The sequence below is a fragment of the Lentihominibacter faecis genome (assembly GCF_014306095.1).
GTDB classification, from domain to species: Bacteria; Bacillota; Clostridia; order Peptostreptococcales; family Anaerovoracaceae; genus Lentihominibacter; species Lentihominibacter faecis.
The window spans coordinates 1-19,562 of record NZ_JACRWC010000103.1 but is presented as its reverse complement, the minus strand read 5'-3'; the positions used below and the strand labels follow the sequence as shown (position 1 = coordinate 19,562).

At 47.3% G+C, this 19,562-nt stretch carries 22 protein-coding genes; 21 read left to right on the top strand and 1 reads right to left on the bottom strand.

The genetic code is table 11. The features are described 5' to 3' along the window. Positions 1 to 7 precede the first annotated feature (7 nt). The 8 genes from H8876_RS08105 to hisIE are packed head-to-tail and all read left to right on the top strand — an operon-like array spanning position 8 to position 6,189. Entirely contained in the window at positions 8 to 1,120 is a 1,113-nt protein-coding gene (locus tag H8876_RS08105) for an ATP phosphoribosyltransferase regulatory subunit (protein WP_249287325.1), read from the top strand. Beyond that, the gene (gene hisG / locus H8876_RS08100) at positions 1,121 to 1,741 is read left to right on the top strand and encodes an ATP phosphoribosyltransferase (RefSeq protein ID WP_249287324.1); all 621 of its coding nucleotides are present in this window, start codon (positions 1,121 to 1,123) and stop codon (positions 1,739 to 1,741) included. Continuing rightward, positions 1,738 to 2,817, top strand: coding sequence for a histidinol-phosphate transaminase (gene hisC, locus H8876_RS08095; protein WP_249287323.1), 1,080 nt, complete (start codon positions 1,738 to 1,740; stop codon positions 2,815 to 2,817). Before hisG ends, hisC begins: the two co-directional genes overlap by 4 nt. Continuing rightward, positions 2,810 to 3,397: an imidazoleglycerol-phosphate dehydratase HisB gene (gene hisB, locus H8876_RS08090; protein WP_249287322.1), complete on the top strand. Its 588-nt coding sequence runs from the start codon at positions 2,810 to 2,812 to the stop codon at positions 3,395 to 3,397. Before hisC ends, hisB begins: the two co-directional genes overlap by 8 nt. Continuing rightward, positions 3,398 to 4,018, top strand: a complete 621-nt coding sequence (hisH, locus tag H8876_RS08085) for an imidazole glycerol phosphate synthase subunit HisH (protein ID WP_249287321.1) — start codon at positions 3,398 to 3,400, stop codon at positions 4,016 to 4,018. It abuts the gene before it with no gap. A gap of 6 nt (positions 4,019 to 4,024) precedes the next feature. Next, positions 4,025 to 4,735: a 1-(5-phosphoribosyl)-5-[(5-phosphoribosylamino)methylideneamino]imidazole-4-carboxamide isomerase gene (gene hisA, locus H8876_RS08080; protein WP_249287320.1), complete on the top strand. Its 711-nt coding sequence runs from the start codon at positions 4,025 to 4,027 to the stop codon at positions 4,733 to 4,735. Between the two features lie 36 nt (positions 4,736 to 4,771). Further along, on the top strand, positions 4,772 to 5,527 hold the full coding sequence (gene hisF / locus H8876_RS08075) for an imidazole glycerol phosphate synthase subunit HisF (protein WP_249287319.1): 756 nt from the start codon (positions 4,772 to 4,774) through the stop codon (positions 5,525 to 5,527). A 17-nt stretch (positions 5,528 to 5,544) separates the two neighbouring features. Further along, a complete protein-coding gene (gene hisIE / locus H8876_RS08070; RefSeq protein WP_177265035.1) occupies positions 5,545 to 6,189 on the top strand; it encodes a bifunctional phosphoribosyl-AMP cyclohydrolase/phosphoribosyl-ATP diphosphatase HisIE in 645 nt (214 codons plus the stop codon). A gap of 7 nt (positions 6,190 to 6,196) precedes the next feature. On the opposite strand, the gene H8876_RS08065 is transcribed toward hisIE, so the two are convergent. Further along, entirely contained in the window at positions 6,197 to 6,886 is a 690-nt protein-coding gene (locus H8876_RS08065; protein ID WP_249287318.1) for an MgtC/SapB family protein, read from the bottom strand. A gap of 111 nt (positions 6,887 to 6,997) precedes the next feature. Between H8876_RS08065 and pyrH the strand changes: the two genes are divergently transcribed. The 13 genes from pyrH to H8876_RS08000 form a co-directional block, all read left to right on the top strand. Beyond that, positions 6,998 to 7,702: a UMP kinase gene (pyrH, locus tag H8876_RS08060; RefSeq protein ID WP_249287317.1), complete on the top strand. Its 705-nt coding sequence runs from the start codon at positions 6,998 to 7,000 to the stop codon at positions 7,700 to 7,702. Positions 7,703 to 7,718: 16 nt separating this feature from the next. Beyond that, positions 7,719 to 8,276 carry a ribosome recycling factor gene (gene frr / locus H8876_RS08055; protein WP_249287316.1) on the top strand — a complete coding sequence of 186 codons (558 nt, stop codon included), beginning with the start codon at positions 7,719 to 7,721 and terminating at the stop codon, positions 8,274 to 8,276. A gap of 63 nt (positions 8,277 to 8,339) precedes the next feature. Then, the gene (locus H8876_RS08050; protein ID WP_177264923.1) at positions 8,340 to 9,062 is read left to right on the top strand and encodes an isoprenyl transferase; all 723 of its coding nucleotides are present in this window, start codon (positions 8,340 to 8,342) and stop codon (positions 9,060 to 9,062) included. A gap of 3 nt (positions 9,063 to 9,065) precedes the next feature. Continuing rightward, positions 9,066 to 9,857 carry a phosphatidate cytidylyltransferase gene (locus tag H8876_RS08045; RefSeq protein WP_177264922.1) on the top strand — a complete coding sequence of 264 codons (792 nt, stop codon included), beginning with the start codon at positions 9,066 to 9,068 and terminating at the stop codon, positions 9,855 to 9,857. Between the two features lie 12 nt (positions 9,858 to 9,869). After that, positions 9,870 to 11,030: a 1-deoxy-D-xylulose-5-phosphate reductoisomerase gene (gene dxr, locus H8876_RS08040; RefSeq protein ID WP_249287315.1), complete on the top strand. Its 1,161-nt coding sequence runs from the start codon at positions 9,870 to 9,872 to the stop codon at positions 11,028 to 11,030. A 12-nt stretch (positions 11,031 to 11,042) separates the two neighbouring features. Beyond that, complete coding sequence (gene rseP, locus H8876_RS08035) at positions 11,043 to 12,056, top strand: RIP metalloprotease RseP (protein ID WP_249287314.1); 1,014 nt, start codon at positions 11,043 to 11,045, stop codon at positions 12,054 to 12,056. A 33-nt stretch (positions 12,057 to 12,089) separates the two neighbouring features. Then, entirely contained in the window at positions 12,090 to 13,169 is a 1,080-nt protein-coding gene (gene ispG, locus H8876_RS08030; protein ID WP_249287313.1) for a flavodoxin-dependent (E)-4-hydroxy-3-methylbut-2-enyl-diphosphate synthase, read from the top strand. Continuing rightward, positions 13,141 to 16,971, top strand: coding sequence for a PolC-type DNA polymerase III (locus tag H8876_RS08025; protein WP_249287312.1), 3,831 nt, complete (start codon positions 13,141 to 13,143; stop codon positions 16,969 to 16,971). Before ispG ends, H8876_RS08025 begins: the two co-directional genes overlap by 29 nt. Next, entirely contained in the window at positions 16,919 to 17,314 is a 396-nt protein-coding gene (locus H8876_RS08020) for a hypothetical protein (protein ID WP_249287311.1), read from the top strand. The genes H8876_RS08025 and H8876_RS08020 overlap by 53 nt, the downstream gene beginning before the upstream one ends. A 102-nt stretch (positions 17,315 to 17,416) precedes the next feature. Further along, a complete protein-coding gene (locus tag H8876_RS08015) occupies positions 17,417 to 17,701 on the top strand; it encodes a hypothetical protein (RefSeq protein ID WP_249287310.1) in 285 nt (94 codons plus the stop codon). Continuing rightward, positions 17,691 to 18,077, top strand: coding sequence for a hypothetical protein (locus H8876_RS08010; protein ID WP_249287309.1), 387 nt, complete (start codon positions 17,691 to 17,693; stop codon positions 18,075 to 18,077). Before H8876_RS08015 ends, H8876_RS08010 begins: the two co-directional genes overlap by 11 nt. Before the next feature lie 106 nt (positions 18,078 to 18,183). Next, positions 18,184 to 18,777 (top strand): type IV toxin-antitoxin system AbiEi family antitoxin domain-containing protein, encoded by a 594-nt coding sequence (locus tag H8876_RS08005; RefSeq protein ID WP_249287308.1) that lies wholly within the window; start codon positions 18,184 to 18,186, stop codon positions 18,775 to 18,777. Continuing rightward, positions 18,774 to 19,562 (top strand): nucleotidyl transferase AbiEii/AbiGii toxin family protein (locus H8876_RS08000; RefSeq protein ID WP_249287307.1); only part of this gene is annotated, 789 nt, incomplete at its 3' end. The genes H8876_RS08005 and H8876_RS08000, both read left to right, overlap by 4 nt.

Sequence of the window (19,562 nt, the reverse complement as noted above, 5' to 3'; positions counted from 1 at the left end):
AAATTTTATGGAATACAACTTAAAACCGGACGAGAAAGCAACTCTGCAGCTGCGGGGGCTTTACGAGGAATACGGTTATCAGAAATACAAGATGGGAAAATTTGAGGAATATTCTCTGTACGTCAACAACCGGGACTTCCTGGCGGGCGATAAAGTCCTGACCTTCACCGATCTGGACGGCCGTCTGCTGGCCATGAAGCCGGACGTAACCTTGAGCGTTATCAACAATACCAGCGCAACGGAAGAGACTAGAGAGAAGCTTTATTATATTGAGAACGTCTATCGGGAAAACAAAGAGAGCCACTGCTTTAAAGAAATCAATCAGATGGGCCTGGAATACCTGGGAAACGTAGATCGCTACAGTATCCTGGAGGTGATCACTCTGGCGGCAAGATCCCTGAATGAGATCGATGAGGATTACCTTCTGGAGATCTCCAATATGGATTATGTACTTCATCTGCTTGCGGGCATGGATTTAAGTGAAAGTTCCTACGTGGAACTGCTTTCCGGTATCCGTCAGAAGAATCAGACCGGCATCCAGGAGAGCGCGAAACGTGCGGGACTGACAGAAGCACAGAGCGAGCTTCTTTGCAGCATTCCATTCTTGTACGGCACTATGGATGAAACCCTGAACAGAGCGAAGGAAATGGCGCAAAACGATGAAATGAGGCGGGATGCAGAGGATCTGCAGGCATATTGTGAAGCGCTGAAAAACCTGGGCTATGGAGATAAGATCCAGCTGGATCTGTCCCTGGTCAACGATATCGATTATTACAATGGCGTTATTTTTCGCGGCTATATCCGCAAACTGCCAGGATGCGTACTGGCAGGCGGACAGTATGACAAGGCTATGAAGATCCTGGGAAAGGCCGGAGGTGCGGTGGGATTCGCTATTTACCTGGACGAGTTGACGAAAGGCACGCAGGATCCGCAGAGATATGATGTGGATGCAGTGCTGCTGTACAGCGAAAAAGATGAGATGACCGACGTATTTATGGCGGTGTGCGCTTTGCAGGAAAAAGGAATGTCGGTAAGTGCGCAGACCAGTGAAGATACGGAGTTGAGATACCGTGAAAAATATGTGCTGCGAGACGGCAGGCCGGAAATGGAGGCGAAATAAATGTTGAATATAGCACTCCCCAAGGGGCGGCTGGGAGATAAAGTATATGATATGCTGGCGGCGGCTGGTTACGATTGCCCGGGCTATTACGAGCAGAACCGGAAGCTGGTATTTGAAAGTCCGGAGAAAAATGTTCGCTATCTTCTGGTAAAGCCCAGCGATGTGGCGATCTATGTGGAGCATCACGCTGCAGATGTAGGTATCGTTGGAAAGGATATCCTGCTGGAGCAGGGTTCGGATGTGTACGAGCTGCTGGATCTCAACATTGGTAAATGCAGGATGGCTGTAGCGGCGCCGGAAGGCTATGTGGAAGACAAGAACAGGACGCTGCGGGTCGCGACGAAATACGTGAACATCACAAAAGAATTTTATGCGGGACGAAACCGGGAAATTGACATCATCAAACTGAACGGGAGCATCGAACTGGCGCCGCTTCTAGGGCTGACGGATGTGATCGTGGATATCGTGGAGACCGGGAGCACGCTGCGGGAAAACCATTTGAAAGTGATCGAAGAATTCCGCAATATCAGTGCGCGGTTCATCGCAAATAAAACGAGTTTTAAATTTGAAAATGCCATCATCAGCGATATGATGACGAAATTAAGGGAGCAGATCAAATGAGCAGATTTTTAAGCAATAAATATGAAGACCTGGAGCCATATACGCCGGGAGAACAGCCGAAGAATATGAAGAAGCTGATCAAGCTGAATACCAACGAGAATCCATACGATCCGGCGCCGGAGGTGATGCTGGCGATCAACAATGAAGAAATCGAAAAGCTGCGACTTTACTCAGATCCGGAAGCAGCACCGCTGATAGAAGCCGCTGCAGGATTCTATGGCGTGGGTCGTGATATGGTCATGGCGGGAAATGGCTCCGACGAGGTGCTTGCTTTCCTGTTCATGGCATTTCAGCAGAAATCGGGAAGGTTCTATTTCCCGGAGATCAGCTACAGCTTCTATCCGGTATACTGCAGCGTGTTCGGAGCAGAAGCCGTGAAAGTTCCTTTGAAAGAGGATTTTTCCATCGATCCGTCGGATTATTACGGCGTAGACGGGACGATCATAATCACCAACCCCAATGCTCCGACAGGGATCGCCCTGGCTCTTGCTGACATTGAAGAGATCTTACAGCACAATCCGGAGCAGCTGGTGGTGATCGACGAAGCGTATGTGGATTTCGGCGCAGAGAGTGCTGTGTCGCTGCTGGACAAGTACGATAATTTGCTTGTGGTGCAGACTCTTTCCAAGTCGAGAAGTCTTGCGGGAGCACGTGTAGGGCTTGCCATTTCCAATAAGGAGATCATCGAAGATCTCAATCGGATCAAGTTCAGTTTCAACCCGTATAATCTCAATCGCCTGTCTATCCTGGCGGGAACAGAAGCACTGAAAGATGTGGAGTACTTTAACGATACGAGAACGTGGATCATAAAGACACGAGAGACCTTCGTGGCACAGATGGAGGCACTGGGATTTACCGTGCTCCCGTCGAAAGCCAACTTTGTCTTTGCAACTCACCCGGATATGGCAGGGCAGACATATTTTGAAAAATTGAGAGAACGTCAGATCATCGTGCGCCATTTCAAGGATCCTAAAATCTGTGAGTATGTACGGATCACCATTGGGACGCCGGAGGCTATGGATGCGCTGGTGGAGGCTACGAAGGAAATATTAGAGGAGGAACGACAGGATGCGTAGAAAGAAGATCGTTCGAGACACCAAGGAAACCCAGATCATACTGGCACTGGAAGTGGATGGCACCGGTGCCTATGAAATCGATACTGGATGCGGTTTTTTCAATCACATGATGGAGTTGTTCACTCGCCATGGAAGATTCGATATCGCCATAGATTGTAAGGGCGATACTGATGTGGACTACCATCACACGGTGGAAGACATCGGGATCGCACTGGGGCGTGCCTTTCGGGAAGCTCTGGGTGATAAAAAGGGCATTTATCGCTATGGGAGCATGCTGCTGCCGATGGACGAGGCTCTGATCCTGACGGCAGTGGATATAGGAGGCAGAAGCAGCGTAAACTTCGATGTGGAGATACCTGCTCAGAAAGTTGGAGATTTTGATACGGAGCTGGTGAAAGAGTTCGTGCTGGCACTGGCGAGAGAAATGGGACTGACAGTGCATATCAGGATGCTGGCAGGAGAAAACACCCATCACATCATTGAGGGGATCTTTAAGAGCCTGGGCAGATCGCTGCGTCAGGCGTGCGCCATCGAAGAGGAATATGCGGACGAGATCCCATCTACAAAAGGAGTGTTATAGATGATTGCTGTGATCGATTACGGAGTAGGAAACCTGTTTTCCCTTACTGCTTCTCTCAAATATCTGGGGGCGGACGTCAAGGTGACAGGTGAAAAAGAAGAGATAGAGGCTGCGGACAGGATCATACTGCCGGGCGTGGGAGCATTCGCCGATGCTAAGGAGAAGCTGGATCAGACGGGTCTTGTGGAGACTATTTTAGAGCAGACGGCAGACGGCAAGCCGCTTCTGGGGATCTGCCTGGGTATGCAGCTTTTGTTTGACGAAAGTCATGAATACGGCGTGCACAAGGGTCTTGGGCTCATCAAGGGGAAGATCGCATCTATTGATGAAGATCTGAAAAAGGCCGGGATCGCTGGACTGAAAGTCCCGCATATCGGCTGGAATTCTCTGCAGTTTGAGAAAGATGAGCCTCTGTTTCGCTATAATAAGCCGGGAGACTATGTGTACTATGTCCATAGCTTTTATGGGACGGACTGCGAAGAAAGCACCATAGCGACATCGGAGTATGGCGTGACCATCACGGGTGCGGTGCGCAGCGGCAAGGTGTATGGGACTCAGTTTCACCCGGAAAAGAGCGGTGAAGCCGGTTTGAAGATGCTGAAAGCATTTATGGAGGTATAGATTATTATGAAGATTTTTCCTGCGATCGATCTGAGAGACGGCAAGGCCGTTCGTCTGTATCAGGGCGATTACGACCAGATGACGGTATATAGCGAGGATCCTGTGGATGTGGCCCGCAGCTTCAAGGAGAAAGGCGCATCTTATCTGCATCTTGTGGATCTGGATGGTGCAAAGGACGGGCAGCTGGTGAATTTTGAAACGATCCGGCGTATCGTGGAAGAAGTGGATCTGTTCGTGGAAGTCGGTGGCGGCATTCGCGACGAAAAACGGATCTGTCAGTATCTGGATCTTGGCGTAGGTCGTGTGATCCTGGGCACCATCGCTGTCAAGGAACCGGAATTCTTAAAAGAAATGGTTGGGAAATATGGAGAAAAGATAGCGGTCGGCGTGGATGCCAGAGACGGTTATGTGGCTATCAACGGCTGGAAAGAGATCACCGCTCAGGAAAGCTTCTCCTTCTGCAGGGACCTGAGAGATATGGGTGTGAAGACTGTGATCTATACGGATATCTCACGGGACGGCGGTCTGGAAGGTACGAATATGGATGCTTACCGGAAGCTGCAGCAGATCGAAGGACTGGAAGTGACTGCGTCCGGCGGGATCAGTTTTGAGCGGGAAATCACGGAACTTAAAGATATTGTTGCGGCGGCGATCTTAGGCAAGGCTGTTTACAGCGGAGCGCTTGATCTTTCGCGTGCTGTGGAGCTGGCTCGTTAGCCGGATGGATAAGTTAGTTCGTTAGGAAGGTAGATCATGATTACAAAACGTATCATTCCGTGCCTTGATGTGAGGAACGGACGAGTAGTAAAAGGAAAGAATTTTGAAGGGATCCAGGATGTGTCGGATCCTGTGGAAATGGCGAAGTTCTACAATCGGGAAGGTGCTGATGAGCTGGTGTTCTACGACATCACAGCCAGTGTTGAGGAACGGGGTCTGTTTACGGATATCCTGCGAAAGGTGGCCTCGGAGATTTTTATCCCGCTGACGGTAGGAGGCGGGATCAATACCTTAGAAGACTTTGACCGGGTACTGAAATGTGGTGCAGATAAAGTCAGCGTCAACAGCGGTGCCATCCGCAATCCGGATATCATCGGACAGGCTGCAAAGAAATACGGCGATCAGTGCGTGGTGCTGAGCATGGATATCAAGAGAGTCGACGGCGTGTTCCGTCTGTTTGCCAAAGGTGGCCGGGAAAACACGGGGATCGATGCGCTTCAGTGGGCAGTCGACGGCGTTAACAGCGGTGCGGGAGAGCTGGTAGTAAACAGCATCGATACTGATGGAGTCAAGGGTGGTTTTGACCTGGAACTTTTAGATGCTATCGCGGCTCGTGTCAATGTGCCGATCATCGCATCAGGAGGTGCCGGTAAGATGGAAGATTTTTCGGAGCTGTTTTCTCATGAAGGGATAGATGCAGGGCTGGCTGCCAGCATTTTTCACTATAAAGAGATCAGGATCGAAGATCTGAAGAAATATCTCAGGGATCAGGGCGTGGAAGTACGTCTTTAGAAGCAGGAGGCAAGGCAATGGATTTTGAAAAAATAAGATTTGATGAAAAAGGATTAGTGCCTGCAGTGGTACAGGATTATTTTACGAAGGAAGTTTTAACGGTGGCATATATGAACCGTGAATCTCTGGAAATCACCGTGAAGGAAGGATATACCTGTTTCTACAGCAGAAGCCGGCAGGAACTTTGGAGAAAGGGAGAAACAAGCGGCAATAAACAAAAAGTAGTCAGCATTGTTTCCGACTGCGATAACGATGCGCTGGTAATCGAGGTCATAAAGAATGGTCCGGCATGTCATACGGGAGCAGAGAGCTGTTTTCACAATATGGAATATGTCAATCCGGAAGAGACGCCGTTTTCTTATAAAGGCCTGTATGAGATGATCGAAGGAAGAAAGACTCAGCCAAAAGAAGGAAGTTATACGACATATCTCTTTGAAAAGGGAATGGATAAGATCCTGAAAAAAGTAGGAGAAGAATCCACCGAAGTCATCATTGCCGGAGCAAAGAATGACAAGGAAGAAACGATTTATGAAGTGGCCGATCTGGCATACCATCTGATGGTGATGATGGTGGAGCAGGGGATCACGCTGCAGGATGTGACAGCAGAACTGGCCAAGCGCCATGTGATCGACCACAAGATCAAGCAGGAACGGATGAAATAGATCCGAATCAGATCTCCTCGACAAGGAAAATTCCATCCATGGACTCGATAGCCGCCAGGGCTTCCTGGCGGCTTATTTCTTTAGGAAGCATCACGGAAAGATTGATGGCGATGGAACCGTTTGTCACCGGTGAGGTCTGGATGATATGAGATTCCATGAAAGCTGCTCCAAGGGATTTGATATAGTGTGTGACTTCTTTGTAATGCTCCAGGCTTTCGGCTTCCAGATACACCTCCAGTACACGGGATCTCTGGTAGAAATAATTTTCCATGCGCGGCAGCATGGTCAGACTGATGAAGATGATCAGAGCAGCCACGAGAGCGCCGGAATAAAACCCGATTCCGATGGCAAGACCCAGGCAGGCAGAAGCCCAAAGCCCGGCTGCTGTGGTCAGCCCCTTGATTTTATGACGTCCGGTCACTAATATCGTACCCACACCAAGAAAACCGACTCCGGTGATGACCTGTGCGCCCAGACGGGCGGGATCGCCTGTATCGAACTGCTGCAGGATAAACTGGTTGGTCATCATGGCCAGTGCAGCGCCTACGCAGACGAGGATATGGGTCCGGAATCCGGCCGGATGCCGGTTGGATCCTCGTTCCAGACCGATGATGCCCCCGAAGAGCAGGGCAAGGGTCAGCCGCAGGGAAACGGATAAAAGGTTGATCTCATAAAGAAAATCCGGCAAATGATACATAAGAAAGCCTCCGTTCAGATACATACTAATTTCGTCTTCATTATAGCATATGCGAGTATCTTGTGTTATAATAAATGCCAAGAATTGAAAAGTAGATAAAGGAGTTTTGTTATGGAGGCAAAATATAAGCGCGTACTTTTGAAGATAAGCGGAGAAGCCCTGGCTGGGGAAGATCATTTCGGCATCAATGAAGAGATGCTGAAGAAGGTCGCTCTGCAGGTAAAGGAAATCTCAGAAATGGGAGTGCAGGTCGCCGTTGTAGTCGGTGGCGGAAACTTCTGGAGAGGAAGAACCAGCAAGAGCATGGATCGTGCAACAGCAGACTACATGGGAATGCTGGCAACGGTGATGAATGCTATGGCACTGCAGGATGCATTTGAGGCAGAAGGCCTTCCGACAAGAGTGCAGACCGCTATCGAAATGCGTGAGGTGGCAGAACCGTATGTAAGAAGAAAGGCGATCAGCCATCTGGATCATGGTAAAGTCGTCATTTTCGGAGCAGGAACCGGCAATCCGTTCTTCTCTACAGATACGACAGCGGCTCTGCGTGCAGCTGAGATCGACGCAGAAGTGATTTTACTGGCCAAAAAAGTGGATGCGGTATATTCTGATGATCCGGAAACCAATCCGAACGCAGTACGCTATGAATCCCTGACTCACAAGGAAGTCCTGGAGCGGGATCTGAAGGTGATGGATTCTACAGCAGCATCTCTGTGCAGAGACAATGACATTGCGATCCACGTATTTGCACTGGCTGAAGAAGGTAATGTAATGAAAGCCGTATGCGGCGAAAAAATCGGTACGATCGTAAGATAATCCTGGAGGTAGGAAAATGAGTGGTTTTGATATTAACATACTGAAAGAAAAAACAGAAAAAAGCTTAAACGTATTAAGGGAAGAGCTGGGAACAGTAAGAGCCGGACGTGCCAATGCAGCACTGGTAGACAAGGTGACAGTTGACTATTACGGATCACCGACACCGCTGAAAGCACTTTCCAATATTTCGGTTCCGGATCCGCGGACTCTCATGATCTCACCGTTCGATCCGAAGAGCATCCCGGAAATCGAACATGCGATCAATGCAGCTAACATCGGGATCAATCCGGTAAACGACGGGAAAGTGATCCGTCTGCAGATCCCGCAGGTAACGGAAGAGAGAAGAAAGGAACTCACCAAGGTCGTAAAGAAGATGGGCGAAGATACTAAAGTCGCTGTCAGAAACCTGAGAAGAGACGCTAATGACAAGGTCAAGAAAATGGAAAAAGCGGGTGACTTCACAGAGGATGACGCTAAGGGTACGCTGGATGATATCCAGAAGCTGATCGATAAGACCATAAAAGATATCGATAAGATCGTAGAAGAAAAGGAACAGGAAATCCTGGAAGTATAAATTTAGAAAATCGAAGGTTGCCGCTGCTTGTCAGCGGCATGCGTGTATGAGTGAGGATATACTATGCTCGATCAAGAGAGAATGCCCAGACATGTTGCCATTATCATGGACGGCAACGGCAGATGGGCTAAAAACCGAGGTCTTCCGCGACTGGCAGGACATAATGCCGGCATGAAGGCTATGAAAAAAATCGTAGATCATTCAGATAAACTGGGAATCAGATATCTGACGGTCTATGCCTTTTCCACAGAAAACTGGAAGCGTTCTCTGGCAGAAGTGTCAGGGATCTTCAAGCTGCTGGTGACTTATGTGAACAGCGATCTGAAGGGGTTGATCGAAAACAACGTCAAGGTGCAGGTGCTGGGAGACTACTCCACACTGCCGAAAGATGCGGTAAAGAGTCTGGAAAAGACACTGGAGGAAACGAAGAACAATACAGGGTTGCAGTTCAACATTGCATTGAATTACGGCGGCAGAGACGAGATCCGTCGCAGCGTTCAGACACTGGCAGAGAAAGTAGCACAAGGCGCTTTGCAGCCGGAGGAGATCACAGAAGACATGATCGGTGCAGAACTGTTCACGGGAAGTTCTCATGCAGATTCCCCGGATCCGGAGCTGATCATCCGCACCAGCGGAGAGGAACGGCTTTCGAATTTCCTGCTGTGGCAGAGCGCATACAGTGAGCTGGTGTTTGCCGATGCCCTCTGGCCGGATTTTACTCCGGAGGAATATGAGAAAGCAATCGAAGAATATCAGAGCAGAGACAGACGTTTTGGAGGAAGATAAAGGATGAAAACAAGAGTTATTTCAGGACTTGTAATGATACCGCTTCTGGCTATCCTGTATTTTGGCGGTTACGTACTGACCGCTGCATGTTTTCTCATCGGGATCATGGGCGTCCGGGAGTTTTACAACGGATTCCATGCGATGGGAGTAAAACCGAATTACGGGATCGCGGTAGCAGCAGCGGCAGCACTGTATATCATCAATATATTTGGAGAAAAATCAGAGTGGTATATGCTGTGGTTCTTTGGCGTTGTGCTGGTGAGCATGTTGTACCTGTTCAACATCGAACATCGGAAGCTGGAAGATGCCATGGCGACCATCACAGGTATTTTTTATGTGGTGTTTTTCTCATTCCATGTGACGCTGGTGGATCAGGCCGGTCCTTACGGACTGATGCTGTGGCTCATAGTGATAACGGCGTTTGGAACGGATATCATGGCATATTTTTCCGGATATCTGCTGGGAAAACATAAACTTTGTCCGCATATCAGCCCGAAGAAAACCATAGAAGGTTCTGTCGGCGGTGTGCTGGGCAGTGTGATTTTAAGCGGACTTTTCGGCTGGTTCTTCCTGCCTGATCTGCTGATCCACTGTCTGGTGATCGGTGTGCTGGGCGGAATCGTTTCACAGTTCGGTGATCTGACCGCGTCTATCTTCAAGAGAAAGATGGGAATCAAGGACTATGGCCATCTGATCCCGGGCCATGGCGGGATTCTGGACAGATTCGACAGTGTATTATTTACAGGCCCGATGGTATATTATTATATTGTACTGGTCATCGGCTACATGCCATAGAGGTTGATGGATATGAAAAAGATTTCGATTCTCGGAAGCACCGGTTCTATCGGAACGCAGGCGCTGGATGTGATCGCACACAATCAAGATAAATTTAAGGTGACGGCTCTTTCCTGTGCGAAGAGCCTTCCTTTGCTTTGCAGACAGATCGAGGAGTTTTCGCCGGAGGCTGTCGCGGTAAGGGACGAGACGGATGCAAAGGAGCTTGCTGATAAGTATAAGGATCTGGAGGTTTTCTGGGGCGCCGAAGGGCTAAAGACTATTGCGTCCATGGAAAGCTGCGATATGGTGCTTAATTCGCTCATGGGTATGAAAGGGCTTGAGCCAACTATGGCCGCGATCGAAAGCGGCAAGGACATTGCCTTTGCAAACAAAGAAACTCTGGTTGCCGGAGGGCAGCTTGTTATGGATGCTGTGAAAAAGCACGGTGTTGCCATGCTGCCGGTAGACAGTGAGCACAGTGCTATTTTCCAGAGTCTGCAGGGAAATCAGGATAACGAGATACGCAGGATCCTGCTGACAGCATCCGGAGGGCCGTTTAGAGGATACAGTCTTGAGCAGCTGGAGCAGGTGAGCCTGGAGCAGGCATTAAACCATCCTAACTGGTCTATGGGGAGCAAGATCACCATAGATTCTGCTACCATGATGAATAAAGGTCTGGAAGTCATCGAGGCCAGATGGCTGTTCGATGTGCCGCTGGAAAAGATCCAGGTGGTGGTTCATCCGCAGAGTATCCTTCATTCCGCAGTGGAATACATGGACTCCTCGGTTATCGGACAGATGGGAAACCCGGATATGCGGATCCCGATCGCCTATGCCTTTTCTTATCCTGAGCGGATGGATCTTTCAGATGTGACGCAGCCGCTGGATCTATTCTCCCTTAAAGAAGGCATGTCTTTTTATCCGGCGGACCGCAGTGTATTCAAAACGATAGATCTGGCTTACGAAGCATGCAGAGAGGGCGGAAGCTGTCCCGTGGTGCTCAACGGTGCCAATGAAGTTTTAGTGGATCTGTTCCTCCACGGAAAGATCCGTTTTATCGACATCCAGAATTTCCTGATACAGATGATGGAGGCCCATCAGACGAAGAGAAACCTGGATCTTGAAACAATACTGGAAGAGGATATGAGGGGAAGAGAAGACGTGAGAAAACTGGTTGAGAAGACCATATAACGGAGGAACCATATGACGATAATTTACGCCATCCTTATATTTTGCCTGTTGATATTCGTCCATGAATTCGGACATTTTATCGCTGCAAAAGCCTGCGGCGTCAAGGTCAACGAATTTGCGATAGGCATGGGGCCGGCTTTTTTCAAAAAGCAGAAAGGGGAAACACAGTATTCCCTGCGAATTTTTCCTATCGGCGGTTTCTGTGCCATGGAAGGGGAAGATGAAGACTCGGAAGATGAACGGGCTTTTAATAATAAGCCTGCCTGGCAGAGAGCATGTGTACTTGCGGCAGGACCTTTTATGAACCTGCTGACCGCTATGCTGCTTCTTGTTGTCATTGCAACCTGGGCAGGACAGCCTACGACTACGATCAACAAGGTTATAGATGGATCACCGGCCTATGAAGCAGGGCTTCAGAAAGGGGATGAGATCCTGGGGATAGACGGAAAGAAGATCGATGAATGGAACGATCTTCTGACTGTGGTCGGTCAAACAAAAAACGATACGGTCTCCTTTGAACTGGATCGTGATGGCAAAAAAATGACGATACAGTCCCGCGTGGAATACGATGAGCAGGCACAGCGAAACAAGGTGGGCGTTTCACCTGTTTTCAAACACAGTCTGGCAGAAGGAACGGTCAACGGTGTGAAGAACACCGGGAAAATGACCGTTATGATGTACGATATCCTTAAAAAACTGGTGACAGGTGAGGTTTCTGTGAAAGAGCTTTCCGGGCCGGTGGGGATCGTTTATGCCGTAAATGATTCGGCGAAGGCCGGGGTCATATATGTGATCTATCTGTCGGCGCTGCTGAGTCTGAACCTGGCGATCATGAACCTGCTTCCACTTCCGGCACTGGACGGAGGCAGACTCCTGTTCCTGGTGATCCGTAAGTTCACAGGCAAACGGATGACCGATGAGATGGAAGGAAAGGTCCATTTTGTAGGGATCATGCTGCTGTTATTGCTGATGGTCTATGTGACATGGAACGATATCGTGCGATTTGTCGTACCGATTTTTTCTTAAATAATCTGAATTTCTAAGATGAGGTGAAATCATATGAGTGAAAAAAAAGCTGTTCTGTGCAGAAATGTGAAAATCGGAGGCGGAGCTCCTGTTTCTATACAGTCTATGACCAATACGCCGACGGCTGACGTCAAGGCAACGATGGAGCAGATTCGGCGTCTTGAGGAAGCAGGCTGTCAGATCGTGCGGATGGCGGTGCCGGATATGGAGGCAGCAAGAGCACTGTATGATATCCGAAAGCAGACGGATCTGCCGCTTGTAGCAGATATACACTTTGATCACCGGCTGGCACTGGAAGCGATCCGTGCCGGCATGGATAAGATCCGCATCAATCCGGGAAATATCGGCTCGCAAGACAAGGTAAAGGAAGTGGTGGATCTGGCAAAAGAATACCGCATCCCTATTCGTGTTGGAGTCAATTCCGGCTCCCTGGAAAAAGACATTCTGCAGAAGTACGGCAAGGTCACAGCAGAGGGCCTTGCAGAAAGTGCTCTCAGAAATGTTGCCCTTCTTGAAAAATATGACTTTGATGATATCGTGATTTCTCTGAAATCATCTGACGTCAAAATGAATTATGAAGCATATAAGATCGTAAATGACAGATCGGACTACCCGCTTCACATCGGCGTGACTGAGGCAGGAACGCCGTCACGGGGCAAGATAAAATCGGCGGCAGGCGTAGGTGCTTTGCTGCTGGAGGATATCGGAGACACCATGCGTATTTCTCTGACGGCGGATCCGGTAGAAGAAGTGCTCTTTGCAAAGGAACTGCTGGCGGCTTTAGGCATCAGAAAGGATGCAATCGAAATCGTTTCCTGTCCAACATGCGGCCGGACAGAAGTGGATCTGGAAAAGATCGCAGAAAGCATAGAACGCAGGATCCATGAAGTGACGGAAAAAGGCGTTTGCGGTATCAAGATCGCTGTTATGGGCTGTGCCGTCAACGGACCGGGAGAGGCAAGAGGCGCAGATCTCGGCGTAGCATGCGGCAAGGGAAAAGGCGTGATTTTTTCCGGTGGTGAGATCTTAAAGACTGTACCGGAAGAAAAGATTGCAGATGAGATTATAAAACTGGCAGGAGAATATGATAAAAATACTGGAGAATTCCATTGATTTTTCGAAACTGGGAAATCACACAAAAGAAGAATTGAAATCTGAAGTGAAACGGGCTGTGATCCTGCAGGAAAGCAAGGTGCTGGAACTGGAAATGGACCTTAATTTTGTGCTGCCTGTAGAAGATCTGGATCTGTTCAAGAGAAGTCTTGTGGCACAGCTGCCGGGCATTGAGGACGTTGTTCTGCTGATTTCCTACAGTGATTTAAGGCAGACGATCGAGGAAGCTCTGCCTTTTTACATAGGACACATGATCAGTATCGTCAACGGCAGATTCGCTCATGTGACGAAAACCATCGAGAAGGAAGCGTGCAGCCTTGAGGACGGAGTCCTGACTATCTTTGCACTGGGAGAACTTTCGGTAAAGATCCTCAACAAGGAAGCCGCCGCAGAGTTTCAGAAGCTTTTGAAGCGCGACCTGAACCTGGATGCAAAGGTTGTTTTCAAGAACCAGGTGGACGTATATAAACAGGCTGGACTTCATGTGGAAGAAAAGGAACGTCGTGCGGTGGAAGAACAGATGGATGAATTTGCAAAGCAGAGACAGACGAAGGGAAACCGGCCGGGAGCTGCGGGAAACACTGCCGGCGGAGGCGGCTTTGCAAAAGAAACCGGGGCATCCGGAGGATCTAACGGAGGCGGCTTCAGCTCGGGCTCTGGCGGCAGCCAGGGCGGATTCAAACGCAGAAAGCGAAGCTATGTGCCTGTAAAGGGAAATGTGATCATGGGCTCGGCTGTGTACGGTCCGTTTTTATCCATCGGACAGGTCAATTCTGAGAGTGGTGTCGTCTGCATCGAAGGGGAGCTGTTCAAAAAGGATTCCCGTACGACCAAGAGCGACAGCAAGCTGGTGACTCTGTTCGTGACAGATAAGCGGACAAGTATTTGCATCAAGGCATTCGTGGTCAATGAGAAATGGGACGATATAGATCATTATCTGGGTGCAGGAGACGGCGTCAAGATCAAGGGCCAGGCTCAGTGGGACCGGTTTGATAACTGTACCGTGATCATGGCGGACAGTATTGAAAAAGCGGAGAAAAAGGAACGGATGGACACCTATCCGGAGAAACGTGTCGAACTTCACGCTCATACCAAGATGAGTGCTATGGATGGATTGAACGATGCCAAGCGCATGGTGAAGACCGCGGAAAAATGGGGCCACAGGGCCGTTGCCATCACCGACCATGGAGTGGTGCAGGCGTTCCCGGAGGCGTCGCATGCGGGCAAGGATATCAAGATCCTGTACGGCTGTGAGGGGTATCTGCTGGAGGATAAGGATCTCATCGCAGAGGACGGGACCATCAATTACAAAGGACGTCCCACCAACCATGTCATCGTTTTTGCCAAGAACAGGGATGGGCTGAAAAATCTGTACCGGCTGGTTTCCATGTCACATCTCAACTATTTTTATAAAAAACCGCGGATGCCGAAATCCGTGCTGACAAAATATAGAGAAGGGCTTATCATCGGATCGGCCTGTGAAGCGGGAGAGGTGTATCAGGCTGTCCTTCACGAGGAAAGTGAAGCGGAACTGAAACGCCTTGTGGAATTCTACGATTATCTGGAGATCCAGCCGCTGATCAACAACAGATTTCTCATCGAAGGCGGGCATGTCAAGGATGAGGAGGCGCTGCGGGAAATCAATCGAAAGATCATCGCGCTGGGAGAGCAGTACGGCAAGCCTGTGGTGGCGACCTGCGATGCTCATTATTTTGATGCAGAAGAGGCACTGTACCGCCGGATCATTATGGCGGGACAGGGATTTAAAGATGTTGAGGGAGATGAAGGTCTCTACTTCCGGACGACCGATGAAATGATGGAAGAATTCATGTATCTGGGAGAGGAAAAGGCCTATGAAGTCGTTATCACCAATCCCAATAAGATTGCAGACGAAATCGAATCCATGATGCCGGTGCCGGATGGTAAATTCCCGCCGAAGATCGAAGGAGCAGAAGAAGATCTGCGGAAGGCCTGCGAGGAACGTGCTGCCAACATGTACGGATCGCCGCTGCCGCAGGAGATACGGGAGCGGCTTGACAAGGAACTCAACTCCATCATCGACAACGGGTACGCCGTAATGTACCGGTCGGCGGAGCTTCTGGTAAAGAAATCCCTTTCGGATGGATACCTGGTAGGATCGAGAGGATCCGTAGGATCCTCCTTTGCAGCAACCATGTCTGGAATCACCGAAGTAAATCCTCTGCCGCCGCACTACTTGTGTCCTGACTGCAAGCACCTGGAATGGGGCGACAAAGAGCTTTACGACTGCGGCGTGGATATGCCGGACAAGGTCTGCCCGGAATGCGGCACACCGTATCGTAAGGAAGGGTTTACGATCCCGTTTGAAACGTTCCTGGGATTTGAAGCCAACAAGGAGCCTGATATCGACCTGAATTTTGCCGGGGAGTATCAGGGTACGGCGCAGAAGTATGTCGAAGAGATTTTCGGCAAGGAAAATGTATATAAAGCAGGAACCATCAGTGCGGTCAAGGACAGGATCGCCTATGGTTATGTAGCGCGGTATTTTGAAGAGCGGGAGATCAGCGTCAACAAGGCTGAAATGGATCGTCTGACGGACTGCTGTACAGGGGTCAAAAAGACTTCGGGACAGCATCCGGGCGGCGTCATCATCGTGCCGGATGGTCATGAGATCTATGAGTTCTGTCCGGTACAGCATCCGGCCAACGACGTGAAATCGGACATTATCACGACACATTTTGATTATCATTCTATCGATAAGAACCTGCTGAAGCTGGATATTCTGGGGCACGATGCGCCGTCCATGATCCGGCAGCTGCAGGATATGACAGGCCTGGATCCACAGGATGTGCCGATCCGGGATGACAAGGTGATGAGCATATTCAACGGTATCGAGGGTCTGGATATCAAGGATCCGGAGTACCGGTTCGTACACGGAAGCTATGGTATCCCGGAGTTTGGGACCAAGTTCGTCCGGCAGATGCTGGACGATACCAAGCCCGAGGCCTTCGCAGATCTGGTGCGGATCTCCGGATTTTCTCACGGAACCGATGTGTGGCTGGGCAATGCGCAGGAGCTGATCGTCAACGGAACTGCTACTATGAAGGATGCCATCTCCACGCGAGACGATATCATGAACTACCTGCGTCTAAAAGGTGTGCCGAACAAGGACGCGTTCACCATCATGGAAAAAGTCCGTAAAGGGAAAGGACTGACGGAAGAACAGGAAAATCTCATGCGGGAAAACGATGTGCCGGAGTGGTATATCGAGTCCTGTAAGAAGATCCAGTACATGTTCCCTAGAGCTCATGCAGTGGCTTATGTTATGATGTCCAACAGGATCGCGTATTACAAGGTGTACCATCCGGTGGCGTTCTATGCGGTGTATTTTACTGCCAAGGTGGCTTACTTTGATGAGAAGGTCATTTTGAAGGGAAAGGATGCAATTTTAGACAGGATGGATGAGATCCTGCGTAAAGGCAAGGACGCTGCAAAGAAGGAAGAGGACGAGATCCCGGTGCTGGAGGTCGCTTATGAAATGTGCGCCAGAGGCTATGAATTCGCACCGGCGCGGCTGGGGATCTCTGATCCGCTGCGTTTTCTGGCCCATGACGGCAAGGTGCTGCTGCCGTTTGTGGCAATCACCGGTGTCGGTGAAGGTGCTGCAAAGCAGTTTGCGGAGGAATATGCGAGAAGACCGTATGAGACGGTGGAGGATATTGCAGACCGCGGCAAAGTCAATAAATCCGCTATCGATGAGCTGCGCCAGCATGGCGTTCTGGACGGGCTGCCGGAGACGGCGCAGATCAGCTTGTTCGGGTAGGGATCTGATCTGGAAAATAGAAACTGTATCAAAAAAGCAGATGATTTCATGGTATGTTGAAAGTAAATTAAAACTAATGTTTGTTGGAAGAGCAATGAATGGTTGGGGAAGCTTTAAGGATATTCATGATGTAGATAGTGCAATTACAGATACATTTAGACTTTTAGAGGAAAAGAATGTTCTTGCTGATGTTACCACTCGTGGAGGAATTCATACGGAGGATGGCACTTACTATTATTCCAAGTCAAAGTTTTGGAAATTAATAAAATATGTTTTAGAGGAGTATGGAGAAGCAAAAGAGTTTTCATGGTATTGTGATAATGGTGAACCTGAATGGAATTAAAAGATTGTTTGGTCAAATTTATATAAAATATCCCCTAGTCTGGGTGGCAATCCTAATGAGCAATTCATAAAAAACAATATGCAAACGTATATAGATATTTTGATGGAAGAAATTGAAATAAATCAGCCTGATAAAATATTATTTATAACGGATTGGAATTGTATGAATCCTTTTGAAGATGCTCCTTCTTTTTCTGAAAAATTAGGACTACAGAATTGTAATAATAATCAATTTGTAGTTTCAACAGGATATTTTGATAATAGAAAAATAGTTGTATGTAAAAGACCTGATAGTAAGTTCAGAAATACTAATACTATGATTAAAGAATGGGCAGTAGAGATTAAGCAGGCGTTTGATTCTATAAGGAGTGACTATAGTGAACAATAAGATATTGTTTTATAAATTGAACGGTGAGCTGGATAGAACAGAACTGCTGAATAATCATAATTTAAGACATATAAATGGAATGATGACAAGATGTACTTTAAGAAACGGTACTGTGAAAGTTGGTTTTGCAGATCCGTTAAGAACTCATGACAGGGATTCTTTTGATGATAGTGTACATGATTATATATATTTATGGACTTGGGATAATTTAGATGAAAAAAGCCATACGTTAATAGGCAATGACGAGAACAGATATAATCAAACGTTTAGGTCCGTTGCACTAGGAGAGATAATGAAAGTAGAATCAATATTATATAGCAATCCTCGCTTTGGCAGTCCACTTACAAATAAATTTAATATTATTACGGCGCTATAGGATAATTTTAAATGAAATTAAAAAGCAAATGAATACTGTACTTTTGCACTGCAATGATATATAATATGTAGTGTAAAAGTACAGAATGGGTGAGGAAGTGAGAATAATGACCAATATTGAATTAGTATTAAATATGGCTGAAAAAAATAATGGAATGGTAACTTCAAGTGAAATTACTGCTAATGGTATTCCGAGAAGAGTATTAACTGATATGGTAAATCGGCAACTATTGATTAAAACTGCAAGAGGTCTTTATCAGCTCCCTACTGCATGGGAAGATGAATGGTTGATTGCTCAATATCGCTATTCAAAGGGAATTTATTCTCATGAAACAGCTTTATTTTTGCACGGATATTCTGATAGAACACCGGCATCATTTAATATGACATTTCCAAGAGGATATCATATAAAAAAGAATTGGGATATTCCTATTCTTGAGAGATATGCAGTAAAAGAAATTTACCAGCTTGGAATTATAACTATGGAATCTCCGGCAGGACATAAAATAAAAGTTTATGATTTGGAAAAAAGTTTGTGTGATGTTGTAAGAGGAAATGAGACCTTTGATATTGAAATTGTGAATAATGCAATGAAACGATATGCAAAGGATAAAAACAGAAATTTACGAAGGCTCATGGAGTATGCTAAATTGCTTAAAGTAGAAAAGAAAATCAGAAACTATATGGAGGTGCTGTTATGAAAACGAAGAATCCAATGCAGTTAAAAGCATTTATAAAAAAACAGGCGGAAGAAAAGCATATCAGTGCTCAACTCGTAATGCAGAATTATATGTTGGAAAGATTGTTAGAACGTATCTCCGTTTCAAGATATAAAAACAATTTTATTTTAAAAGGTGGCTTCCTTATTTCAGCTATTGTTGGGCTTGATACAAGAACAACAATGGATTTGGATACTACAATTAAGGGGTTTGATTTGTCGCATGATTCTATTGAAGATATATTTACGGAGATATGCAGCATAGAAATAGATGACGATATTAAATTTATTTTGGATAGAACAGAAGATATTAGAGAGGGTGATGACTACCCTGGAATCAGAGTTTATCTTTTTGGAGAATACCCGCCAATCTGTACAGCGATTACAGTTGATGTAACAACAGGTGATAAAATAACACCAAAGGAGATAGAATATAAATTTAGTTGTCTATTTGACAATAAAGAGATAAGTATTATGGCTTATAATCTTGAAACAGTACTTGCAGAAAAACTTGAAACAATTTTATCAAGAGGAACTGCCAATACTCGTCCAAGAGATTTTTATGATGTGTTTATTTTATACCAGTTAAGATGGTATCAGGTGGACAAAACTATTTTAAAGAATGCTTTCGAAAGTACTGTGGAAAAGAGAGGTTCACAGTGGATTATTGCTGAAAATGAAGCAGCATTTCGAGATGTTAAAGAGAGCGATGAATTAAAACATCGGTGGGCAAAATACAGTAAAAAGTATGAGTACTGTCTCTTATAC

Coding starts and splice junctions, on each gene's coding strand:
- H8876_RS08050 (WP_177264923.1), top strand. CDS start 8,340: ATGCTCGATCAAGAGAGAATGCCCAGACATGTTGCCATTATCATGGAC.
- H8876_RS08025 (WP_249287312.1), top strand. CDS start 13,141: ATGATAAAAATACTGGAGAATTCCATTGATTTTTCGAAACTGGGAAAT.
- hisH (WP_249287321.1), top strand. CDS start 3,398: ATGATTGCTGTGATCGATTACGGAGTAGGAAACCTGTTTTCCCTTACT.
- pyrH (WP_249287317.1), top strand. CDS start 6,998: ATGGAGGCAAAATATAAGCGCGTACTTTTGAAGATAAGCGGAGAAGCC.
- rseP (WP_249287314.1), top strand. CDS start 11,043: ATGACGATAATTTACGCCATCCTTATATTTTGCCTGTTGATATTCGTC.
- H8876_RS08020 (WP_249287311.1), top strand. CDS start 16,919: ATGGCGTTCTGGACGGGCTGCCGGAGACGGCGCAGATCAGCTTGTTCG.
- frr (WP_249287316.1), top strand. CDS start 7,719: ATGAGTGGTTTTGATATTAACATACTGAAAGAAAAAACAGAAAAAAGC.
- hisG (WP_249287324.1), top strand. CDS start 1,121: ATGTTGAATATAGCACTCCCCAAGGGGCGGCTGGGAGATAAAGTATAT.
- ispG (WP_249287313.1), top strand. CDS start 12,090: ATGAGTGAAAAAAAAGCTGTTCTGTGCAGAAATGTGAAAATCGGAGGC.
- H8876_RS08045 (WP_177264922.1), top strand. CDS start 9,066: ATGAAAACAAGAGTTATTTCAGGACTTGTAATGATACCGCTTCTGGCT.
- hisC (WP_249287323.1), top strand. CDS start 1,738: ATGAGCAGATTTTTAAGCAATAAATATGAAGACCTGGAGCCATATACG.
- hisB (WP_249287322.1), top strand. CDS start 2,810: ATGCGTAGAAAGAAGATCGTTCGAGACACCAAGGAAACCCAGATCATA.
- H8876_RS08105 (WP_249287325.1), top strand. CDS start 8: ATGGAATACAACTTAAAACCGGACGAGAAAGCAACTCTGCAGCTGCGG.
- hisIE (WP_177265035.1), top strand. CDS start 5,545: ATGGATTTTGAAAAAATAAGATTTGATGAAAAAGGATTAGTGCCTGCA.
- dxr (WP_249287315.1), top strand. CDS start 9,870: ATGAAAAAGATTTCGATTCTCGGAAGCACCGGTTCTATCGGAACGCAG.
- H8876_RS08015 (WP_249287310.1), top strand. CDS start 17,417: ATGGAAGAAATTGAAATAAATCAGCCTGATAAAATATTATTTATAACG.
- hisF (WP_249287319.1), top strand. CDS start 4,772: ATGATTACAAAACGTATCATTCCGTGCCTTGATGTGAGGAACGGACGA.
- hisA (WP_249287320.1), top strand. CDS start 4,025: ATGAAGATTTTTCCTGCGATCGATCTGAGAGACGGCAAGGCCGTTCGT.
- H8876_RS08065 (WP_249287318.1), bottom strand. CDS start 6,886: ATGTATCATTTGCCGGATTTTCTTTATGAGATCAACCTTTTATCCGTT.
- H8876_RS08005 (WP_249287308.1), top strand. CDS start 18,184: ATGACCAATATTGAATTAGTATTAAATATGGCTGAAAAAAATAATGGA.